Source organism: Actinomadura sp. 1N219, assembly GCF_044326405.1.
Lineage (GTDB): Bacteria > Actinomycetota > Actinomycetes > Streptosporangiales > Streptosporangiaceae > Spirillospora.
On sequence record NZ_JBIRAY010000015.1, the window covers coordinates 75,972 to 95,907 of the forward strand.

General features: G+C 72.1%; 19 protein-coding genes. 7 read left to right on the forward strand and 12 right to left on the reverse strand.

The features are described 5' to 3' along the window. Positions 1 to 35: 35 nt before the first annotated feature. The 4 genes from ACH35V_RS35055 to ACH35V_RS35070 all read left to right on the forward strand — a co-directional run bounded on the left by ACH35V_RS35055 (position 36) and on the right by ACH35V_RS35070 (position 3,121). Positions 36 to 1,208 (forward strand): 8-amino-7-oxononanoate synthase, encoded by a 1,173-nt coding sequence (locus ACH35V_RS35055; RefSeq protein WP_395979160.1) that lies wholly within the window; start codon positions 36 to 38, stop codon positions 1,206 to 1,208. 36 nt (positions 1,209 to 1,244) lie between these two features. Then, entirely contained in the window at positions 1,245 to 2,048 is an 804-nt protein-coding gene (locus ACH35V_RS35060; RefSeq protein WP_230421355.1) for a GntR family transcriptional regulator, read from the forward strand. A gap of 156 nt (positions 2,049 to 2,204) precedes the next feature. Next, positions 2,205 to 2,837: a Uma2 family endonuclease gene (locus tag ACH35V_RS35065; protein ID WP_395979161.1), complete on the forward strand. Its 633-nt coding sequence runs from the start codon at positions 2,205 to 2,207 to the stop codon at positions 2,835 to 2,837. Positions 2,838 to 2,863: 26 nt separating this feature from the next. Continuing rightward, complete coding sequence (locus ACH35V_RS35070) at positions 2,864 to 3,121, forward strand: hypothetical protein (protein ID WP_395979162.1); 258 nt, start codon at positions 2,864 to 2,866, stop codon at positions 3,119 to 3,121. A 36-nt stretch (positions 3,122 to 3,157) separates the two neighbouring features. On the opposite strand, the gene bioB is transcribed toward ACH35V_RS35070, so the two are convergent. The 3 genes from bioB to ACH35V_RS35085 all read right to left on the reverse strand — a co-directional run bounded on the left by bioB (position 3,158) and on the right by ACH35V_RS35085 (position 5,211). Further along, the gene (gene bioB / locus ACH35V_RS35075) at positions 3,158 to 4,153 is read right to left on the reverse strand and encodes a biotin synthase BioB (RefSeq protein WP_395979163.1); all 996 of its coding nucleotides are present in this window, start codon (positions 4,151 to 4,153) and stop codon (positions 3,158 to 3,160) included. A gap of 3 nt (positions 4,154 to 4,156) precedes the next feature. Beyond that, positions 4,157 to 4,882: a dethiobiotin synthase gene (bioD, locus tag ACH35V_RS35080; protein WP_395979164.1), complete on the reverse strand. Its 726-nt coding sequence runs from the start codon at positions 4,880 to 4,882 to the stop codon at positions 4,157 to 4,159. 125 nt (positions 4,883 to 5,007) lie between these two features. Further along, the gene (locus ACH35V_RS35085; protein ID WP_395979165.1) at positions 5,008 to 5,211 is read right to left on the reverse strand and encodes a hypothetical protein; all 204 of its coding nucleotides are present in this window, start codon (positions 5,209 to 5,211) and stop codon (positions 5,008 to 5,010) included. On the opposite strand from ACH35V_RS35085, the gene ACH35V_RS35090 reads away from it, so the two are divergent. Then, positions 5,186 to 5,797: a hypothetical protein gene (locus tag ACH35V_RS35090; protein ID WP_395979166.1), complete on the forward strand. Its 612-nt coding sequence runs from the start codon at positions 5,186 to 5,188 to the stop codon at positions 5,795 to 5,797. The two genes, ACH35V_RS35085 and ACH35V_RS35090, sit on opposite strands and share 26 nt — an antisense overlap. 57 nt (positions 5,798 to 5,854) lie before the next feature. Next, a complete protein-coding gene (locus tag ACH35V_RS35095) occupies positions 5,855 to 6,349 on the forward strand; it encodes a GNAT family N-acetyltransferase (protein ID WP_395979167.1) in 495 nt (164 codons plus the stop codon). Here the strand turns inward: ACH35V_RS35095 and ACH35V_RS35100 are convergent. The 7 genes from ACH35V_RS35100 to ACH35V_RS35130 form a co-directional block, all read right to left on the reverse strand. Further along, positions 6,346 to 6,540, reverse strand: coding sequence for a hypothetical protein (locus ACH35V_RS35100; RefSeq protein WP_395979168.1), 195 nt, complete (start codon positions 6,538 to 6,540; stop codon positions 6,346 to 6,348). The two genes, ACH35V_RS35095 and ACH35V_RS35100, sit on opposite strands and share 4 nt — an antisense overlap. Before the next feature lie 11 nt (positions 6,541 to 6,551). Beyond that, positions 6,552 to 7,892 carry an acetyl/propionyl/methylcrotonyl-CoA carboxylase subunit alpha gene (locus ACH35V_RS35105; protein ID WP_395979169.1) on the reverse strand — a complete coding sequence of 447 codons (1,341 nt, stop codon included), beginning with the start codon at positions 7,890 to 7,892 and terminating at the stop codon, positions 6,552 to 6,554. 182 nt (positions 7,893 to 8,074) lie between these two features. After that, positions 8,075 to 10,099: an elongation factor G gene (fusA, locus tag ACH35V_RS35110; RefSeq protein ID WP_395979170.1), complete on the reverse strand. Its 2,025-nt coding sequence runs from the start codon at positions 10,097 to 10,099 to the stop codon at positions 8,075 to 8,077. 128 nt (positions 10,100 to 10,227) lie between these two features. Further along, positions 10,228 to 11,181 carry a catechol 2,3-dioxygenase gene (locus tag ACH35V_RS35115; protein ID WP_395979171.1) on the reverse strand — a complete coding sequence of 318 codons (954 nt, stop codon included), beginning with the start codon at positions 11,179 to 11,181 and terminating at the stop codon, positions 10,228 to 10,230. Beyond that, positions 11,178 to 12,230, reverse strand: coding sequence for a 4-oxalomesaconate tautomerase (locus tag ACH35V_RS35120; RefSeq protein ID WP_395979172.1), 1,053 nt, complete (start codon positions 12,228 to 12,230; stop codon positions 11,178 to 11,180). Before ACH35V_RS35120 ends, ACH35V_RS35115 begins: the two co-directional genes overlap by 4 nt. After that, entirely contained in the window at positions 12,227 to 12,916 is a 690-nt protein-coding gene (locus tag ACH35V_RS35125; protein WP_395979173.1) for a 4-carboxy-4-hydroxy-2-oxoadipate aldolase/oxaloacetate decarboxylase, read from the reverse strand. The genes ACH35V_RS35120 and ACH35V_RS35125 overlap by 4 nt, the downstream gene beginning before the upstream one ends. Continuing rightward, a complete protein-coding gene (locus tag ACH35V_RS35130; RefSeq protein WP_395979174.1) occupies positions 12,913 to 13,653 on the reverse strand; it encodes a PIG-L deacetylase family protein in 741 nt (246 codons plus the stop codon). Before ACH35V_RS35130 ends, ACH35V_RS35125 begins: the two co-directional genes overlap by 4 nt. A 161-nt stretch (positions 13,654 to 13,814) precedes the next feature. Between ACH35V_RS35130 and ACH35V_RS35135 the strand changes: the two genes are divergently transcribed. Further along, a complete protein-coding gene (locus ACH35V_RS35135) occupies positions 13,815 to 14,705 on the forward strand; it encodes an alpha/beta fold hydrolase (RefSeq protein WP_395979175.1) in 891 nt (296 codons plus the stop codon). Between the two features lie 25 nt (positions 14,706 to 14,730). Here the strand turns inward: ACH35V_RS35135 and fxsT are convergent, their stop codons facing one another. Both fxsT and ACH35V_RS35145 read right to left on the reverse strand, forming a co-directional pair. Next, positions 14,731 to 18,708: an FxSxx-COOH system tetratricopeptide repeat protein gene (gene fxsT, locus ACH35V_RS35140; protein ID WP_395979176.1), complete on the reverse strand. Its 3,978-nt coding sequence runs from the start codon at positions 18,706 to 18,708 to the stop codon at positions 14,731 to 14,733. Between the two features lie 17 nt (positions 18,709 to 18,725). Continuing rightward, positions 18,726 to 19,922, reverse strand: a complete 1,197-nt coding sequence (locus ACH35V_RS35145; protein WP_395979177.1) for a TIR-like protein FxsC — start codon at positions 19,920 to 19,922, stop codon at positions 18,726 to 18,728. Between the last annotated feature and the right edge of the window lie 14 nt (positions 19,923 to 19,936).

Below are 19,936 nucleotides of genomic sequence, written 5' to 3' on the forward strand. Positions count from 1 at the left end.
CCCCGCCCGGCGCGCAACCTGGCAGGATGCACCGCATGACCGCGCCACGTGACCCCCTGGCCAGGCTCAGGGACGCGGCGGCCCGGCGCGCCGACGCCGGGCTGCGCCGGACGCTCCGTCCCCGCCCCGCCGGGACCGGCGGGCTCGCCGACCTGGCGTCCAACGACTATCTCGGGCTGGCGGGCGACCCCCGCCTGGTCGAGGGCGCGGTCGCCGCCGCCCGCGAGTGGGGCACCGGCTCCACCGGCTCCCGCCTCGTCACCGGCACGACGGAGCTGCACGCCGAGCTGGACCGGCGGCTCGCCGCGTTCACCGGCAGCGCCGCCGGGCTCGCCTTCTCCTCCGGCTTCCTCGCCAACCTCGGCGCCGTCACCGCCCTCGCCGGACCCGGCACGCTCGTCGTGTCCGACCAGGTCAACCATGCCTCGCTGGTGGACGCGTGCCGCCTGTCGCGCTCCCGCGTCGTGATCGTCCCGCACCGCGACACCGCCGCCGTCGAGCAGGCCCTCGCCGACCGCGACGAGGACCACGCGATCGTCGTCACCGACGCCGTGTTCTCCGTGGACGGCGACCTCGCCCCGCTGCGGGCCCTGCACGCCGCCGTCCGGACGCACGGCGCCCTGCTGGTGATCGACGAGGCGCACGCGCTCGGCGTCGTCGGCGACCACGGCCGCGGCGCCGCCCACGCCGCCGGTCTCGCGGGCGAACCGGACGTGATCCTCACCGTCACGCTGTCGAAGTCCCTGGCGTCCCAGGGCGGCGCCGTCCTCGGCGCCCCCGAGGTGATCGACACCTTGATCGACACCGGCCGGTCGTTCATCTTCGACACCGGCCTGAACCCGCCCGCCGCCGGCTCCGCGCTCGCCGCGCTCGACGTCCTCGAAACCGACCCCGCCCTGCCCGGACGCGCCCGCGCACGCGCCCGCCGCATCTCCGACCTCGCGGCCGGATCCGGCCTGGAGACCGCCGTCCCGGCCGCCGCCGTCGTCCCGGTGTTCCTCGGCGAACCGCACGCCGCCCTCCGGGCCGCGGAGGTCTGCGCGGAGAACGGGTTCCGGGTGGGGTGCTTCCGGCCGCCGTCCGTCCCCAAGGGACGGGCCTGCCTCCGCCTCACCGCGCGTGCCACGCTGGCGGAGCCGGAGCTCACGCGCCTGGAAGAGGCCCTGGCGAAGATCGCATGCTCTACCGGTCGTAGTCTTCACACATAACATCGGGGAAACCGATGATGAACGTGAGGAGATGCCGTGACGGAGGTCAGGGGCGGGCCCCGGCACGGGGGCGGATTCGAGCACGGCTACGACCGGGCCTCACTCGGCGACGTCGGTAAGCGCCACCCGAACCAGGCACCGCGCATCCCCAAGTACTACAAGCTCAAGGAACTCCTCGTCGAGCTGATCCAGTCCCTGCCGCCCGGCAGCCCGCTGCCGCCCGAGCGGACCCTCGCGGAGAAGTACGAGACGTCCCGCACGACCGTCCGGCAGGCCCTCGCCGAACTCGTCGTCGAGGGACGCCTGCAGCGCATCCAGGGCAAGGGCACGTTCGTCGCCAAGCCGAAGGTGTCCCAGGAGCTCCAGCTCGTCAGCTACACCGAGGACATGCGGCACCACGGCCTGCGCCCCGAGACCCGCATCCTGGAGGCCGGCTACGTCAGCGCCGACGAGCGCCTCGCCACCCTCCTCTGCATCCGCCCGGGCGGGCGCGTCCTGCGCGTCCACCGGCTCCGCCTCGCGGACGGCGAGCCCATGTCCATCGACACCTCGCACCTCCCCGCCCGCCGCTTCCCCGGCCTGCGCCGCGAACTCCCCCGCCACCGCTCCCTGTACGAGACGCTGGCCACGGCATACGACGTCCACCTGACCGAGGCCGAGGAGACGATCGAGACCGTCCTCGCCACCCCGCACGACGCGCAACTCCTCGGCGTGGACGTCGGCCTCCCCATGCTCCTCCTCTCCCGGCACGCCTTCGACACCACCGGCCAGCCCGTCGAATGGGCCCAGTCCCTCTACCGAGGCGACCGCTACAAATTCATCACCCGCCTCCGCCGCTGACCCTCGGTACCACTGCGGCCGCGCCCGGATCCTTCGACCACAAGTTCGAAGGATCCGGCTACGCTGGGTACAACCCTTCTCTACGATGACCGGGAGCAGATCGTGAGGGAAAGGTCGCAAAACGTGACGAAGACCGTAATTTCCAGCCTCGATGACGTGTCCGACGACACGCTGTACGGCATGTGGGTGCGCGGCGAAGTGGACGACCTTCTCGATCTTCCGTTCGAGGGCCTGCGGGTCGAGATCATCGGGGGTCAGATCGTCGTGTCGCCGGCGCCGGGCGTGCCGCACGCGTTCATCCTTGGACGCATCAGTCAGGCCTTCACCTTCGCATCGTTGAAGGATCCCGAATTCACCTGGGAGGCCATACAAGTCGTCAACCTCTGCCAAGAGAGCGCGCACCAGGCATATATCCCCGACCTTCTCGTACTGCAGAAGGATCTCCTCGAGGCGGCCAACGAGGCCCTGGCTTTCGGTCTCGTGCCGGACGAGATCGAGCTCGCGATCGAAGTCACCTCTCCCAGCAATTCGGAGCAGGATCGCCCGCCGACCGGGGGGCGACGACTGGCGAAGAACAAGTGGTCCGGCTACGCCGGCGTCGAGATTCCCTACTACCTGGTCGTCGACCGGTCGCCGAAGGAGGCCAGGACGACCCTCCACTCCATCCCCGACCGGTCGACGGGCGCCTACCTGCACCGGGAGTCCTGGGCGTTCGGGGAGACGATCGAGCTGCCGGAGCCCTTCAACGTCGAGATCGACACCAGCCGGTGGCAGCCGTGGAAGCGATAGGGCGGGAACCGGCCAGGATCCCCCCCATGGCGACGACGGTCGACCAGCGGACCAAGATCGTTATGAACGGCGTGGTCTACCCCGTGGATCCCCGCGACATGACCGTGGAGGAAATTCGGGAGCACCTCTTTCTGCCGGAGGAGGCCCGCATCGAGGTCCTCGATCACCAGGACGAGGAGGATCTCACCGAGGTCGGCATCTCGTGGGCAGACGGTGTGGACGGGAAGGTCGTGCTCGACCACGTTCGGCGCATTATCCAGGAGCACATGATTCACATCGTGTGAACGCGCGGCCGATGAGGCCGCGCGTCCGTCCTGGAATCACAGGGTCTGGCTCAGGGCCTTGATGGGCATTTGGAGGTTGGTGAGGAGTTCCAGGTCTTTTTCGGCGGGGCGGCCCAGGGTTGTCAGGTAGTTGCCGACGATGATGGCGTTGATGCCGCCGAGCATGCCGTCGCGGGTGCCGAGGTCGCCGAGGGTGAGTTCGCGGCCGCCGGCGTAGCGGAGGATGGTGCGGGGCAGGGCCAGGCGGAACGCGGCGATTGTTTTCAGCGCTTCCGTGCCTTCGACCAGGGGGAAGTCGGCGAACGGGGTGCCGGGACGGGGCGCCAGGAAGTTCAGGGGAACCTCGTCGGGGTCCAGGTCGGCCAGCTGGGCGGCGAATTCGGCGCGTTGCTCGATCGTTTCGCCCATGCCGACGATGCCGCCGCAGCACACCTCCATTCCGGCGTCCTTCACCATGCGGAGGGATTCCCAGCGCTCCTCCCACGAGTGGGTGGTGACCACGTTCGGGAAATGGGAGCGGGCCGTCTCCAGGTTGTGGTTGTAGCGATGGACGCCCATCGCGGCCAGCTCGTCCACCTGTTCCTGGGTGAGCATGCCGAGCGAGCACGCGATGTTGATCTCGACGGCGTCGTTGATCGCCTTGATGCCGTCGCGGACCTGCGACATCAGGCGCTCGTCCGGGCCGCGGACGGCGGCGACGATGCAGAACTCCGTCGCGCCGGTCTTCGCGGTCTCCTTCGCCGCCTCGACCAGTTCCGGGATGTTCAGCCACACGGAGCGGACCGGCGACTCGAACTTGCCGGACTGGGAGCAGAAGTGGCAGTCCTCGGGGCAGCCGCCCGTCTTCAGCGACACGATGCCCTCGACCTCGACCTCCGGGCCGCACCAGCGCACCCGCACCTCGTGGGCCAGCGCGAGCAGGTCGTCCAGCCGGTCGTCGGGGAGGGTCAGGCAGCGCAGGACCTGCTCGGCCGAGAGCCCCTTGCCCTCGTCCAGGACCTGGCGGCGGGCGACTTCGAGGATGTCGGTCACGTGTTACTCCTTGTCGAGGCCGTGGCTGTCGCGGAACGCGGCTGCGTCGAACGAGCCGCCGAACGAGGGGGCCAGGCCGCGGTGCGCGGCCAGGAGGAACTCCGCCGGGTCCAGCGCACCGGCCCCCGCGGGCATTACACCCGACAGCGGTCGAGCCGCGATCGTTTCCAGGTCGCGGACGTTGCTGCGCATCGCGAGGTCCGGGTCGTCCGGCCACGCGCCGACGACGACGCCGGCGAGCTGCACGCCGCGGTGCGCCATCGCCTCCAGCGTCAGCGCGGTGTGGTTGAGGGTGCCGAGGTCCGGACGGGTCACCACGACCGCGGCGGCGCCGAGCCAGCGGGCCAGGTCGGCGATCGTGGCGCCCTCGTCGTCGTAGCGGACGAGGAGGCCGCCCGCCCCCTCGATCAGCACCAGCCGGCGGTCGGCGGACAGGTCCCGGACGCGCTTGGCCACGTCCGCCAGCCGCAGGGGCGGGACGCCCGCGCGCCGGGCCGCCGCGGCGGGCGACAGCGGGTCGGGGAACCGGGCGAACTCGTGCACGTCGTCGAGGCCGGCGAGCCGCCGCACCTCGTCCAGGTCGCCGGGCTCGCCGTCGCGGACGCCGGTCTGGCCCGGCTTGACGACGGCGACGGACGCGCCGCGCACGGCGGCGACCGCGGCCAGCGCCGCGGTGACGACGGTCTTCCCCACTCCCGTGCACGTCCCGGTGACCACGACAACACTCACAAAGCGGCACCCTAGCGCGGGCCCGGGGCGGGGACGCCCGCCGGACCCCACAGTCTTCGGCGCCGGAATTTGTCGGCGGCGGAACCGGATCGGGCGCGGGGGCGTCCAAGCGTCATGGCCGGTCCCTACACACGTTCCCGCTGGGTGTCGGTGTCCGTCGTCGCGGTCTGCGCGGCGCTGACCTCCTCCTGCGGCGGCGGATCGGAGACGGCCGGGCCGTCGCCGTCGTCCCCCGCGCCCTCCACGTCCGCGTCCCCCGCCACCTCCCCCGCCGGCGACTCCCCCGCCGGTGAGAAGCTCGTCTTGCGCTGGCGCAAGACGGGCGGCATCGCGGGCTTCGGCGGCCCTGGCAGCGTCCCCGACTTCTCCCTCTACTCCACCGGGCGCGCGATCGTCGCGGCCGACGGCCCGCAGGCCGCGCTGACGGAGTACCGCCTCAAGCCGGAGGCGCTCCAGCGGCTCCAGGACGAGGCGCGCAAGGCGGGCCTCGGCCGCACCCACATGGTCGGCTCCGACCAGCAGATCATGGACGCGATCACCATCGTGTTCACCATGGGCGACGCGACGACCCGGATCGTCCAGCCCGAGTCCCAGGGCGGGCCGGAGGCGGCGTTCCTGAAGCGCCTCGACCCGAACGGGTGGGCGCCGTCCGACCAGGCCGCTCCGCCCAGGCCGTACGAACCGTCGAAGACGGCCGTCCTGGCGGGCGAGACGAGCGGCGGCACCGTCAAGAAGTGGCCGCTCGGGCCGCTGGGCGAGGGCGAGCAGGCGGCGGGCGCCATCTGCACGCTGGCGCCGGCCGAGAAGGTGCCCGCCACCAAGCCGGACGTCACCTGGCGCAGCGAAGGCAAGACGTACTCCGTGCGGTTGCGCCCCCTCCTCCCCGCCGAGTCCACCTGCAAGGACATCACCTGACCGCTCCGGCCGCGGGCTGCCGGACTTGTCATTGATAGTTGCGGATAGCCTGGTTCGGTGTCTGAGGCGGTGATCGTCCGCGAAGCGCGGGCGGACGAGTATGAGCTGATCGGGGAACTGACCGTTGAGGTGTACGTCGCGGGCGGGCTGGTGTCGGCCGCGTCCCCGTATGTGAGCACGCTCCGGGACGCCGCCGGACGCGCCGAGAAGTCCGAGCTGCTCGTCGCCGAGATCGGCGGCGAGGTCGGCGGGGCCGTGGCGTACTGCCCGCCGGGCAGCCCCTACGCCGAGCTGGCCGGGCCTGACGAGGCGGAGTTCCGGATGCTCGCCGTCCGGGAGAAGGCGCGCGGCAGAGGGGCCGGGCGCGCCATGGTGCTGGAGTGCGTGTCGCGGGCTCGCGCCGCGAGGCTCGGCGGGCTGCGACTGTCCACGCAGCGGAACATGGACGACGCGCATCGCCTGTACGAGCGGATGGGGTTCGTCCGCACGCCGGACCGCGACTGGGCGCCCGCGCCCGGCGTGGACCTGCTGACCTACGCGCTCGCCCTCTAGGACGCGGGCTTGCCGTCCAGGGCGCCGTGCTGGGAGCAGCGGGCCGTCCAGCCCAGGGGCGTGACCTGGACGATCATGCGGCGGCGGCAGCGCGGGCAGTAGCGGGGCGGCTCCATCTCGCGGGCGGCGCGGCAGGCGGCGTGGTCGCCGCCCGCGGCGGGGTCGCCGCAGCGGTCGCAGTAGGTCTCCACGGCCGGTCCTTTCAGCGGGGGGCGCGCATGCGGCTGACGAGCCCGGTGTCGTAGGTTCCGTCCGCGAACTCGGGACGGTCGAGCAGCTCGCGCAGGAACGCGAGGTTGGTGCGCGGCCCCTCGATGCGGAACGCGTCGACGGCGGCGCGGGCGCGGCGCAGCGCGTGGTCCCGGTCGTCGCCGTGGACGCTCAGCGTGGCGAGCAGCGGGTCGTAGTGGGGTGTGACGGTGGTGCCCTCGGCGTATCCGGCGTCGATGCGGATGCCGTCGCCGACCGGCTCCTCCCACACCGTGATCTCGCCGGTCGCGGGACGGAAATGCTGCGGATCTTCGGCGAGGACGCGGAATTCGACGGCGTGGCCGTGCGAGGACGCGTCCGTGAACGAGACGGGCTCGCCGACGGCGATGCGGAACTGCTGTTCGACCAGGTCGATGCCGGTGACCAGCTCGGTGATCGGGTGCCCGGCCGGGAGGCGGGTGCTCATCTCCAGGAAGTAGAACTCCTGCGCGGCGGGGTCGACGAGGCATTCGACGGCGCCGGCGCCGCGGTAGCCGACCGCCTCGCCCGCGCGGACGGCGGCGGCGAGCATCCGGTCGCGCAGCTCCGGGGCGACGCCGGGCGACGGGGTCTCGCCCGCGACCTTCTGGTGGCGGCGCTGGACGGAGCAGTCCCGCTCGCCGAGCGCGAGGACGGTCCCGTCCGCGAGGCCGAGGATCTGCACGTCGACGTGCCGGGCGCCCTCCACGTACCGTTCGAGGAGGACGTCGCCGTGCCCGAAGAGGCGTTCGGCGTGGGCGCGGGCCGTCGCGTACGCCGCGCGCAGGCCCGCCTCGTCGCGGGCGGCGGCCAGGCCGATGCCGCCACCGCCGGCGGCGGGCTTCACCATCACCGGGTAGCCGATGCGCTCCGCCTCCTCGACGGCGGTCTCGGCGTCCGGGACGGGCTCCCACACACCGGGCGCGACGGGGACGCCCGCCTCCTTCATCAGGTTGCGGGCGTTGATCTTGTCGCCCATCCGGGCGGCGGCGAGCGGCGGCGGGCCGACCCAGACGAGGCCGCGCTCGGCGACGGCGCGGGCGAACTCGGCGTCCTCGGCGAGGAACCCGTGCCCGGGGTGGACGGCCCGCGCGTTCGTCCGGTGCGCGGCCTCCAGGATCGCCGGGACGTTCAGGTAGCTGCGGACGGGGTCGGCGGGGCCGATGAGGACGGCCTCGTCCGCCTCCGCGACGAACGGGAGGTCGGCGTCGGCGTCCGAGTGCACGGCGATGGCCTTCACGCCCATGGCGCGGGCGGTGTGGACGATCCGGCCGGCGATCTCCCCGCGGTTCGCCACGAGCACGGACTCGAACACCTGCGGACTCCCCCTCGCGGATCGGCGGGATCGGACGTCCCGACCCGGCCGAGACTAGCGCCGGGGGCGCCGCCGCGTCCGGCCGTGCGCCGCACAAATAACGGCGCGCGGGTTTGTGCGGGGGCGGCGGATCGGGCGCGCCTGCCGGGGGCCGCACGCGGTGTGCGGCCCCCGGCCCGGGCTCATCCGGTGGCGATGATCTTCTGGGCGACCGAGGGCGGGACCTCGGCGTACGAGTCGAACCGCATCGTGAACACGCCGCGGCCCGACGTCATGCTGCGAAGATCGCCGACATAGCCGAACATCTCCGCCAGCGGCACCAGGGCGTTGACGACCCGTGCGCCGCCGCGTTCACCGCCGCCCTCCACCCGGCCGCGCCGGGCGTTCAGGTCGCCGATGACCGCGCCGAGATGCTCCCCCGGGGTGGTGGCCTCGACGGCCATCACCGGTTCGAGCAGCACCGGGGACGCACGGCGGACGGCCTCCTTGAACGCCATCGAACCGGCGATCCGGAACGCGAGCTCGGACGAGTCGACGGGGTGGAAGTCGCCGTCCAGCAGCGTGACCCGCACGCCCGTCAGCTCGTGGCCCGCGAGGACGCCGGTCTGCATCGCGTCCTGGCAGCCCGCGTCCACGGACGGGACGAACTCCTTCGGGATCCGCCCGCCGGTGACCCGGTTGACGAACTCGTACCCGTCCGCGATCGGCTCGACGGTGATCTGCACCTTCGCGTACTGGCCCTTTCCTCCCGACTGCTTGCGGTGCAGGTGGCCGACCTTGTCCACCCGGCGCCGGACGGTCTCGCGGTAGGCGACGCGCGGCCGTCCGACGTTGGCCTCGACGTCGAACTCCTCCTTCATCCGGTCGACGAGGATCTCCAGATGGAGTTCGCCCATGCCGCCGATGACGGTCTGGCCGCCGTCCTCGCGCACCCGGAAGGACGGGTCCTCCTCCGCCAGGCGCCGGATCGCGGCGCCCAGCTTGTCGGCGTCGCCCTTCGACCTCGGCTCGACCGCGACCTCGATCACCGGGTCCGGGAAGTCCATCGACTCCAGGATCACGGGATGCGCCTCGTCGCACAGCGTCTCGCCGGTCGTGGTCCGCTTGAGGCCCATGACCGCGACGATGTCGCCCGCGCCCGCCGACTCGATCTCCTCCCGGTCGCCCGCGTGGACGCGGTAGATCTTGCCGATCCGCTCCCTGGCGGCCTTGACGCTGTTCAGCACCGGGGCGCCGGAGACGAGCCGTCCCGCGTAGATCCGGACGAACGTGAGCCGCCCCAGATACCGGTCGCTCATGATCTTGAAGGCGAGCGCGGCGAGCGGGGCGCCGTCGTCCGGAGCGGTCGCGACGTCGAGCGGGGACGGCAGGTAGCGGACGACCGCGTCCAAGAGGGGCTGGACGCCCTTGTTCTTGAACGCGCTGCCGCAGAACACCGGCGTCACCGCGGACGCGACCGTGAGCCTCCGGATCGCCGCATGCAGCTGCTCCTGAGACGGCTCGGCGCCGCCCAGGTACAGCTCCATGAACGCCTCGTCGTGCTCGGCGACCGTCTCGACGAGCGCGGCGCGCCATCGCCGGACGTCCGCGGCCATGCCGGACGGGACGTCCACGACGATGTGGTCGTCGTCCGGCCAGACGTGCGCCCGCCCGGACACGAGGTCGGCGACGCCCTCGAACCCGTCCTCGGACCCGATCGGCAGCTGCATGACCAGCGGGACGGCCCCGAGCCGCTCGCGGATCATGTCCACGCAGCGGTGGAAGTCGGCGCCGGCCCGGTCGAGCTTGTTGACGAAGCAGATCCGCGGCACGCCGTACCGGTCGGCCTGCCGCCACACCGTCTCCGACTGCGGCTCGACGCCCGCGACGCCGTCGAACACCGCCACGGCGCCGTCGAGGACGCGCAGGCACCGCTCGACCTCGATGCCGAAGTCGACGTGACCCGGCGTGTCGATCAGGTTGATCGTGTGCTCGGCGCCGTCGACCGTCCAGTGGCAGGTGGTGGCGGCGGACGTGATCGTGATGCCGCGGTCGCGCTCCTGTTTCAGGAAGTCGAGCGCGGCGGCGCCGTCGTGCACCTCGCCGATGCGGCGGGACACGCCGGTGAAGAACAGGATGCGCTCGGCGGTCGTCGTCTTCCCGGCGTCGATGTGCGCCATGATCCCGATGTTGCGAACCTTGGGAAGTGCAAGAAATGTGGTTGTCATCGGGAGTCCTCCTTCGCTCTCGGACGACGACCGCCGCCGGACAAGATCGTCCCTTTTGCGGCAAGCGCACCGTAGCCGCGGAGAACCGGCCGGCGCCAAGGGTTTTCCGCGGAGGAGGAAAGAGGTCCCTATCGGGAATCGACGGGCGGGGTTCCGTGGGTGTGGAAGGACTCGATCGTCTTCAGGCCCCACGCCTGGCCCTTGGCGCGTTCGGCCTCGGTCCAGGTGATGGTCTTCCAGTCGGGGGCCAGGATGAGGCGGGCGCACGGGTTGCAGAGTTCGACGCGGTTTCCGCCCGGCTCGTAGACGTAGAGGAAGAACGTCTGCTGAATGGCGTGCTTGTGCGGGCCCGTCTCGATGAAGACGCCGTTGTCGAGGAAGATGTCGGCGGCGCGGAGGATGTCCTCGCGGGTGTCGGTGGCGAACGCGATGTGGTGCAGGCGGCCGTGGCTGCGCGTCCAGTCGCGGGTGTAGACGAGGTCGTACGACTTGTTGGTGAAGGTGACCCAGCGTCCGGCGATGGCGCCGTCGTCCAGGCGGATCTGCTCGGTGGGGTGGCCGCCGAGGACGTCGCGCAGGAAGTCGGTCGACGGCTCGACGTCGGCGGCGAGGAAGTTGACGTGGTCGAGGCGGCGGACGCACACGCCGAGCGCCGGGTACGCCTGCGCCTGGTTCTTCAGCGACGGCGCCAGCTCCGGCGGCGCCCGGTACCACTCCGACTCCCAGTAGATCTCCAGCTCGTGGCCGTCGGGGTCGCGGAACACGTAGGTCGGGCCGAGGCCGGGGTCGCCGTCGCGCCAGCCGAGGCCGAGGCCCGCGTCGTCGATGGCCCTGACGCGCCGGTCGAGCGCCTCCTGGGAGGACGCGCGCAGGCCCGTCCGCCGGATGCCGGACGTGCTGTGCGCGGTGAGCTTCAGCGTGTGGTGCTCGTAGTCGTCCCAGGTCCGGAGGTATACCGAGTCGCCTTCGGACCCGTTCTCGGTGAGGCCCATGACGCGGGTGAAGAACCACAGGCTCTTCTCCGGCTCGGGCGTCAGCAGCTCGACGTGCGCGACGTGCGCGATCTCATGCTTGATGCTCATGTGCGGCTCCGGGGGAAGACTGTGCCGTCGAAGAGTTTCCGGGCCGTGCGGACGACGCCCGCGCGCCGGACGGACGCGCCGTCGAGGTCGACCGCCACGTCCAGGCGGCCCGTGGGGTGCTCGATGCTCATCGGCTCGCCCGGCGGCGGGAACTCGGCGAGGTCGCGGCCGACCGCGCCGTCGATGAGGAGCGCGGTGGCGACGGTGACGGCGCCGAGCACGCCGATCGAGGCGTGGACGCGCAGCGGGATGAACGTGCGCGTGCAGATCATGCCGCCGTCGCGGGGCGGCGCGACGAGGGTCGTCTTCGGCACTGAGGCGTCCGAGACGTCGCCGAGGCCCATCAGCTCCCCGGCCCGGAGCCGCAGGGACTGGACGCGGTCGCGCAGGCGGGCCAGGTCGTCCGGGGGCTCGTAGCCGGTGACGCCGAAGGAGGACGCGGCCGCCACGACCACCGGCATCCCGTTGTCGACGCAGGTCACCTCGATGCCGTCGATCACGTCGCGGGGACGGCCCGTGGGCAGCAGCGCCCCGCAGGACGATCCTGCCGTCCCGGCGAAATCCAGGAGGATCGGGGCGGCGGTGCCGGGGACGCCGGAGATCGCGGTGTCGCCGTCGTAGTCGACGGCCCCGCCGGGCGTCGGGAAGGTCGCGGTGGCGAGGCCGTCCGAGTTGACCATGCGGACGCGGACGCTCGTGCGCTCGCCGTCCGCCTCGACCAGCCCGCGCTCGACGGCGAACGGGCCGATGCCCGCGAGGATGTTCCCGCAGTTCTGCCGGTCGGTGACGGTCGGCTCCTCCACGCCGAGCTGGAGGAACAGGTAGTCGACGTCGGCGTCCGGCGCGTCCGAGCGGGACACGACGGCGACCTTGCTGGTCAGCGGGTGCGCGCCGCCGATCCCGTCGATCTGGCGGGGGTCGGGCGTGCCCATGGCGCGCAGCAGCAGGTCGTCGCGGTCGGGGGCGGCGGGCGGCAGGTCGTCCGCCAGGAAGTAGGCGCCCTTGGACGTCCCGCCGCGCATGATCATGCAGCGCACGCCGTCGCTCATGAGCCCTCGTATTCCACGTATTCGATGCCCAGCTCGGGGAGCCGGGCGCGGAGCCCGTAGCGGTCGAGGCCCAGCTCGCCGCGCCGGAACGCCTCCCGCGTGGCCTCCTCCTTCGCGGCACGGGCCCGGGCGGCGGCGACCGCGCTCGCCGCGTCCTCGCGCGGCACGCACAGCACCCCGTCGTCGTCGGCGAGGATCGTGTCGCCCGGCCTGATCACCTGCCCGCCGATCGTCACCGGGACGTTCACGGAGCCGGGCGTCGCCTTCACCGTCCCCTGCGCGCTGACGGCGGCCGACCACACCGGGAAGCCCATCGCGTGCAGTTCGGCGACGTCCCGCACCCCGGCGTCGATGACGAGCCCGCGCACGCCCCGGTGCTGGAGCGCGGTGGCGAACAGCTCGCCGAACATCCCGTCCGTGGACGGCGACGTGGTCGCCACGACCAGCACGTCACCGGGACGGCACTGCTCCACCGCGACATGGATCATCAGGTTGTCGCCCGGCCAGGACAGCACCGTCACCGCCGAGCCACCGATCCGGGACCCCAGGTGCACCGGACGGATCGACGGCCCGAGATAGCCCGACCGGCCCATGGCCTCGTGGACGGTCGCGACCCCGTGCCCGGCGAGCGCGTCCACAAGGGTGGCGTCGGCGCGGGGCGGGTTCGTGACGACGACCGTCCTCACGCCAGCACCGCCGTCGTCTGCGGGTACAGCCGGACGTACGCCTCGGCCATCGTGTCGTGCGGGAGCCCGAGGTTCGGGCCCGCGTTGCGCTTGAGCTGCACGCCCCGCCGCTTCGCCAGCTCGGTGTAGTACTCCCACATGTGGACCTGCGCGGGCAGGCACTCCATCGCCTTCCGCTTCCGCTCGAACACCGGCGTGATGTCGAGCAGCACGTCCGGTTTGAAGTCGCACTGCTCCGGCTGGTGCGGCTCGAAGAAGAACACCGGCGGCGCGCCGAGCGGGTCGCCGGGCGCGTCGTACCCGATCGCCTGCGCCAGCACCCGCGCCTGCAACGCCATCCGCGCCGCCGCCGGATGGTCGCCGTTGTACGGGTCGGCCAGCGTGTGCGTGAGGACGACCGCCGGCTCGAACTCCCGGTACGCCCGGACGAGCCGGTCCACCAGCTCCGGCGTCTCCCGCAGCGGGTAGTCGCCGGCGTCCAGGAACTCGATCTCCGCGCCGAGCTCCGCCGCCGCGGCCTCCGCCTCGCCGCGCCGCAGCGCCTTGATCTCGTCCAGGCCCCGGCCCTCGCGCCATGCCCGCGCGGACTCGCCGCGCTCGCCGTAGCTGAGGCAGACGACCTTCGCGCGGTCGCCGCGCGAGGCGGCCAGGGCGATCGCGCCGGCGGCGCGCCAGACGAAGTCACCCGCATGGGCGCTGATCACGAGCAGGGGGCTGGACGGGGTGTCGTCGCTCATGGCCCCACACCCTCACCCTTGTCGCCCAAATTGTCAACAATTCTGCGCACAGTGGGTGTGACCCGCCGGGTTGACGCGTGTGGAGCTGATCAGTTAGAAGCGGGGACAGGGGACGGTTACGCGCCGGTGCGCTCCGGGGATCCGGAGAACGGAGGACTGTCTTGACGAGGGTCGTTTCCACGGCGGACGGACGAGAACTCGCCGTGGACGAATGGGGGGTCCCGACCGGTTTTCCCGTCTTCCTCCTGCACGGCACGCCCGGCAGCAGGCTCGGCCCCATCCCGCGCCCCATGGTCCTGTACCAGCGCGGGATCCGGCTCATCAGCTTCGACCGTCCCGGCTACGGGCTCTCCGGCCGCCGGCGCGGACGCGTCGTCGCCGACATCGCCGACGACGTGCGGCTGCTCGCCGACGTCCTCGACCTGGAGCGGTTCGCCGTCCTCGGCCGGTCCGGCGGCGGCCCGCACGCGCTCGCCTGCGCGGCGCTGCTGCCCGGCCGCGCCACCCGCGCCGCCGCCCTGGTCGGCCTCGCGCCCGCCGAGGCGGAGGGCCTGGACTGGTTCGAGGGGATGGCGGCGTCCAACACCAGGGAGTACATGGCCGTCCGGGGGCAGGGGCCGCTCATCGCCGACCGGCTGCGGTCCATCGCCGACCGGATCCGGGCGGACCCGGCGCGGCACGTCGCGAACCTCTTCGCCGAGCTGACCCAGTCGGACCGGCGCGTCGTCCTGGAGTCCGGGATGCGCAGGCTGCTGCTGGAGACGTTCCAGGAGGCGTTCCGGACGTCCGCCGACGGCTGGATCGACGACCTGCTCGCGTTCTGCGCGCCGTGGGGGTTCGAGCTCGGCGACATCGTCGTCCCGACCATGCTGTGGCACGGCGCGAACGACACCTTCTCCCCCGCCGGGCACTCCCGCTGGCTGGCCGACCGGATCCCGTCCTCGACCGTCGTCGTCCAGCCGGGGTCGGCGCACTTCGCGGCGTTCAACGTGCTGCCGGACGTCCTGTCGTGGCTGGCCCGCCCCGCCACGCCGCACTCGGAACGGAACTAGCCGGGGCAGACCGGGTCAGACCAGGTCAGACCGGGTGCAGCTCGAAGTCGCGGTCGACGCGCAGGCCGTCGCGGACGGCCGCGATCAGCGGATGCGGGCGCTGCTCGCCGAGCCTCAGCAGCCCGGCGACGGCCCGCTCCCGTAGCTCCCGCGACTCCGACACCCGGCCCATGTCCTCCAGCGTGACCGACAGGTTGCCGCGGCAGAAGCACGTGTCCGGATGGTCCTCGCCGAACACCCTGATCAGGCCCGCGAGCGCGTCCCGCTCGCGCGCCTCGGCGTCCTCGAAGCGCCGCGCGTCGCCGAGGCAGTTCGCGTGGTTGACGGCCGCGAGCAGCACCAGCGGATGGCCGGGGCCGAGCAGCCGCACGAGCAGCGAGGACGTCTTGGCGGTCAGCGCGACGGCCGTGTCGAGGTCGCCGGTGTAGCGCAGGTAGCAGCCGAGGTTGTTCTCGATCATCACGGTGTACGGGTGCTCGTCGCCCATCTGCGCCCGGTGCCGGGCGAGCACGGCGCGCGTCCGGTCGCGGGCGCCGACGAGGTCGCCGAGCTCGCCCATGCACGCCGCGACCTCCAGGTCGGCGGGCAGCGTGTCCGGCGACTCCGGGAAATGCCGCTGGTAGCGGGCGTAGGTGTCCTCCGCCAGCGCCAGCGCCTCCTCCCGCAGCCCGGCCCGGCGCAGCGACACCGCGAGGCTCTTGCCCGTCCGCAGCGTGTCCAGGATCTGGTCGCCGAGGACGTCCACGTACCGCCGGTACACGTCGCGGAGCTGGACGACGGACTCGTCGTACCGGCCCGCCTCGCGCAGGTCGCGGGCCACGTTCGCCTCGGTGAACAGCGTGTAGGGGTGGTCGTCGCCGAGCTGGGCGCGGCGCAGCCGCAGCGTGTCGGTGTCGTAGCGGTAGGCGCTCTCCCAGTCGCCGGTCAGCCGGTAGTCGACCGCCAGGTTGTGCGCGATCATCAGCGTGCGCGGGTGCTCCTCCCCCCACGGCGTCCCCGCCTGCTCATAGGTCTGCAGGTCCAGCGCCAGCGCGCCGCGGTAGTCGCCCATCGCCCGCATGTCGGCCGCCAGGTTGCCCGCGGTGATCAGCGTGTGCGGGTGCGTCGGGCCGAGCGTCGGGGAGTTGCGCTGCCGGTCCAGGACGTCCTGGTCGAGGTCGTAGGCCTCCTGGAAGTTGCCCTGCGAGCGCAGCACGTTCGCGATCTGCGACCGCAGGAACAGCCACTGCCAGTGGTCCTCGCCGAGCTTGCCGCTCCACTCGGCGACCAGCTCCTGCCCGGCCGCCATCGCGCTGTCGAACACGCCGCGCTTCCACTGGTACCGGACGAGGTCGGTGAGCATCTGCCGGACGTCCTCGTCCTCGCAGCTCGCCGCCCTGGACGGCTTCACATGCGGCAGGATCTCCTCCAGGTTCGGCCAGTTGCCCGGGTCGTCGGTGTCGCCGTGGCTCGGCCGCGCGCCCAGCAGGATCTTGTGCACGTCGTGGCAGGTCGTGTCCGTCAGCTCCGGGTCGAGCCCGTGCCGGACGACGGCCTGGACGAGCGGGTGCACCCGGATCGCCTTGTTGCCCTGGTCGACCTTCGCCAGCGCGAACCGGCTGATCTCCCGGACGTGCTTGCCGATCACCAGCGTGTCGCGGACGGTCTCGTCGTAGGCGGCGAGGATGCCGGCGGTCACGTCGCTGTAGACCAGGTCGAGCGAGATCGGCTCGGACGAGAAGAACGCGAGCAGCTCCAGCAGCCGCGCCGCCGCCGGGGACGCCTCCCGCAGCTGCCGGAACGTGACGCTCCACGTCATCGCCACCGACTGCGGGAAGCTCTCCGCGCTGCGCTCCAGCGTGGACGCCGTCTCGTTCTCCAGCGCCTCCAGGTACTCGCCCGCCGGCATGAACGTGGACGCGAGCCACGCCGCGGCCTGCTCGATCGCGAGCGGCAGGTAGCCGAGCGCCGTGCCGATCTTGCGGGCGCTCTCCTCGGAGATGTCCTGGACGCGGCGGACCAGGTGATCGGCGGCCTCCTCCTCGGTGAACACGTCCACGGCGATGGGGTTGGCGAGCTCCGTCCACGCCGGGTCGCGGGACGTGATGAGGACGTGCCCGTCCCCGCCCGGCAGGTACGGCTTCAGCTCCTCCGGGTTCTCCGCGTTGTCGAAGACCAGCAGCCAGCGGGAGGTGGGCTCGCCGCGCCGCAGCGCCTCCAGCGCGGCGCCGGCCGCGTCCGCGATGTTCTCCCCGACCCGCAGCCTGAGCTGCGGCTGCTCGGCCAGGTTCGCCAGCGCCAGCCGGATCGAGTCGGCCGACTGCGCGCTGATCCACCAGACGAGGTCGTAGTCGGCCTTGAACCGGTGCGCGTACTCCAGCGCCACCTGCGTCTTGCCGACGCCGCCGAGCCCGTGCAGCGCCTGCGGCATGACGACCCGCTGCGTCGTCCCGAGCAGCTGGTCGCGGATCACCTCGAGCAGCCGCCCGCGCCCGGTGAACACGGCGTTGCGCCGGTCGGCGTTCCAGATCTCCGGCGCGGTCCGGGCCGAGCCGGGGAACCGCGGGCCCACCCGCGAGTGCTCGGCCGGATGGTCGAAGGTGTAGCCCGGCCTGCCGAGCGCCCGGACGAGCGCCTCGGCGCCGTCGCGTTCCCCGAGCCCGGTGAGGTCGAGGGGCAGCTGGTCGGTGAACGCCGTCCGCAGCGCGGCGTCCTGCACCCGGACGGTCGTCAGCCTGCGCTGCGGCGCCGCGGTGCGGCTCGACAGCGACTCCCACACCCGCAGCGCGTTCGGCGAGCTGACCGAGTCGGGCGAGAGCAGCACGATCGTGTGCTCGCCCGGCTCGTCGCCGGGGACGTCGCCCGTCGCCGCGTCCACGCTGCGCCTGTCGACGCGGAACCCGGCGCGGCCGAGGACCAGCGCCATCCAGTCGACCCACGGGCGGTCGGCGGAGACGTAGCTGATGAGGACGTCGGAGACCTCGGTCGGGCCGCGCCGGGTGAACCGGTCGAGGGTGGCGAGGCGCAGCTCCTCCTCGACGGGCCGGTACTCGCCCACCCGCCCATCGGTGATCACCTTGGTGAGCCGCTCGAACGCCGCGAGCATCGAGTTCGGCGAGCCGGGCGCGTCGCCGAACGTCGCGAGCGTCTCCTCGAACGCGTAGTACGGCCGGTACGGGATCTCGATCGACAGCCAGTACCCGTTGGCCTCCTGCCGGGTCATGCCGCGCGGGAAGCGGTCGAAGCGCCCCCGCGCGTACGCCCGCCCGGCCTCGACCTTCGCGTTCTCGCCGAAGTCGATCCGCATCGGGACCGGCAGGATGCGGATCGGCCGCACATGGTCGCGCTTGTCGATGTTGTGGGCGATGTCGGCGGCGCCGTCGATGCTCTGGTAGCTGAGCGTGAAGCAGTCGACGAGGACGTCCGGGAAGTGCAGCGTGCAGATGTCGGCGATGTCGCTGTACCCGGTGCGGCTGTCGATCAGGACGTAGTCGTAGTGCCGCCGCATGTCCTCGCGGAGCGCGTCGAAGAACTGCCCGCCGCCGAGCCGGCCGTAGAAGTGGTCGAAGTCCAGGGCCCGGGTGAGGGACGAGTAGTTCCTGTTCTGCCGCCCGGCGGAGATGAAGTCGAGCGTCCCCTCGTCCTCGAACTCCCACTCCAGCGTCACCGCGTGCCGCAGCACCTTCGCGTAGTCGCGGTGCCAGTCGCGCTGGTCGTCCTCGTGCTTGTTCGTCGTCGCCCAGGAGTACTCGTCCAGCATGTCGATGACCCCGGGCGTCGAGGTCAGGATGTTCTGGTCGAGGAACGGATGGAAGAACTTGTGCAGCCCGGGGGACTCGAGGTCCCAGTCGATGACGAGCACCTTCAGCCCGGCGGCGGCCATGATCCAGGCGACGTTGGCGAGCGCGGTCGTCCGGCCGGTGCCGCCCTTGTAGGAGTAGAAGGTGACGATGGTCCCGCCGTTCGGCCTGCCGGCTCCGTCCGGGGTGTTCGCTGCGTGGGTCATGTTCGCTGGGTTCGTCATGAAGGGTTCTCCTCGCCTCAGGACTCCGGGTCCCTGAGGGTGGGCCGGGACATGGACGGCGGAGTCTGCGGCGGATGCACGCTGGTGGTCTTCAGGAACCGGGTGAGCGCCTCGTTGACGGCCTTGGGCAGCGCGTCGCGGAACGCGGCGGGCGACGTGACGCGCATGGCCGAGCCCTTCAGCGCGGACCCGTTCGGCAGCGCCTCGGCGAGGTCCTCGCCGAGGTCGTCGGCGGCCTCGGCCGTCTGCCGGTCGTCGGAGTTGAACGGGGCCAGGACGTGGACGGGGTCCTGGTCGATCTGCCGGAGCCGCTTGCCGAGGTCCCGGTCGCGGGCCGCCCACGGGTCGACGACCAGCACTCCGGGCGCGTCCGCCGGCTCCTGCGGCGGCTCGTCGGCCGTCTCCACGATCGACTGGTGGCCGAGTTCGCTGAGCACCTGCTCGGCGAACGAGCCGATCGGCAGCGTGTGCCCCTCGCCGCGGAACGGCGTCCACTCGCGGGGCGTCCGGCCGTAGTAGTAGGCGTCCCGCTCGGGCGGCAGGTCGTCGATCGGCTGCGCGGCCAGGGTGAGCCGCACGGCGGGACGCTTGGACCCCGGCGCCGCGTCCGCGAACGGGCTCTGCACCGAGGCCAGGGACGGGACGGCGCCGGACGGCAGCGCGCATTCGGCCGCCCGCTCCTTCACGACCGTGGCGAGCCGCAGCACCGTCTCCTTGTACTGCTCGCGGAAACGGCCCAGCTTCATGATCCCGTAGAGGCCCTCCTGCGCGTACGCGGACGGGAATTCCGGTGGAACGTTCTGCATGCTGTGCAGCGGTTCGGGGATCTCGCTGATGTCCATCTTCGTCCACCACACCGGAATGATCGCGGGCGGACGGTCGAGCCCGGCGGTCTGCGCGTGGTACCGGTTCAGGAACGCCGCCCATTCCTTGCCGCAGTATTCGCTGGTGAAGTAGGGCGGGGAGAACAGCGAGACGAGGACGCGGCAGTTCGCGAGCGCGTCGGCGAGCTGATCGGGCCACTCGCTGCCGACCGGAATCTGCCTGTCCATAAACCCGGGATTCAGCGCGCCCGTAGCCTGCCCGATGTCATGGCAGAGATCGTTGAAGAACTTCGCCACCCAGCGGTCGGAGTCCTCGGGACGGTAGCGCGACCTGGCATAACTCAGGAAGAAGTACGGGCGTCTCTCCTCCGCCTGAATTCTCCCCGCCATGCCGCTCCCCTCCG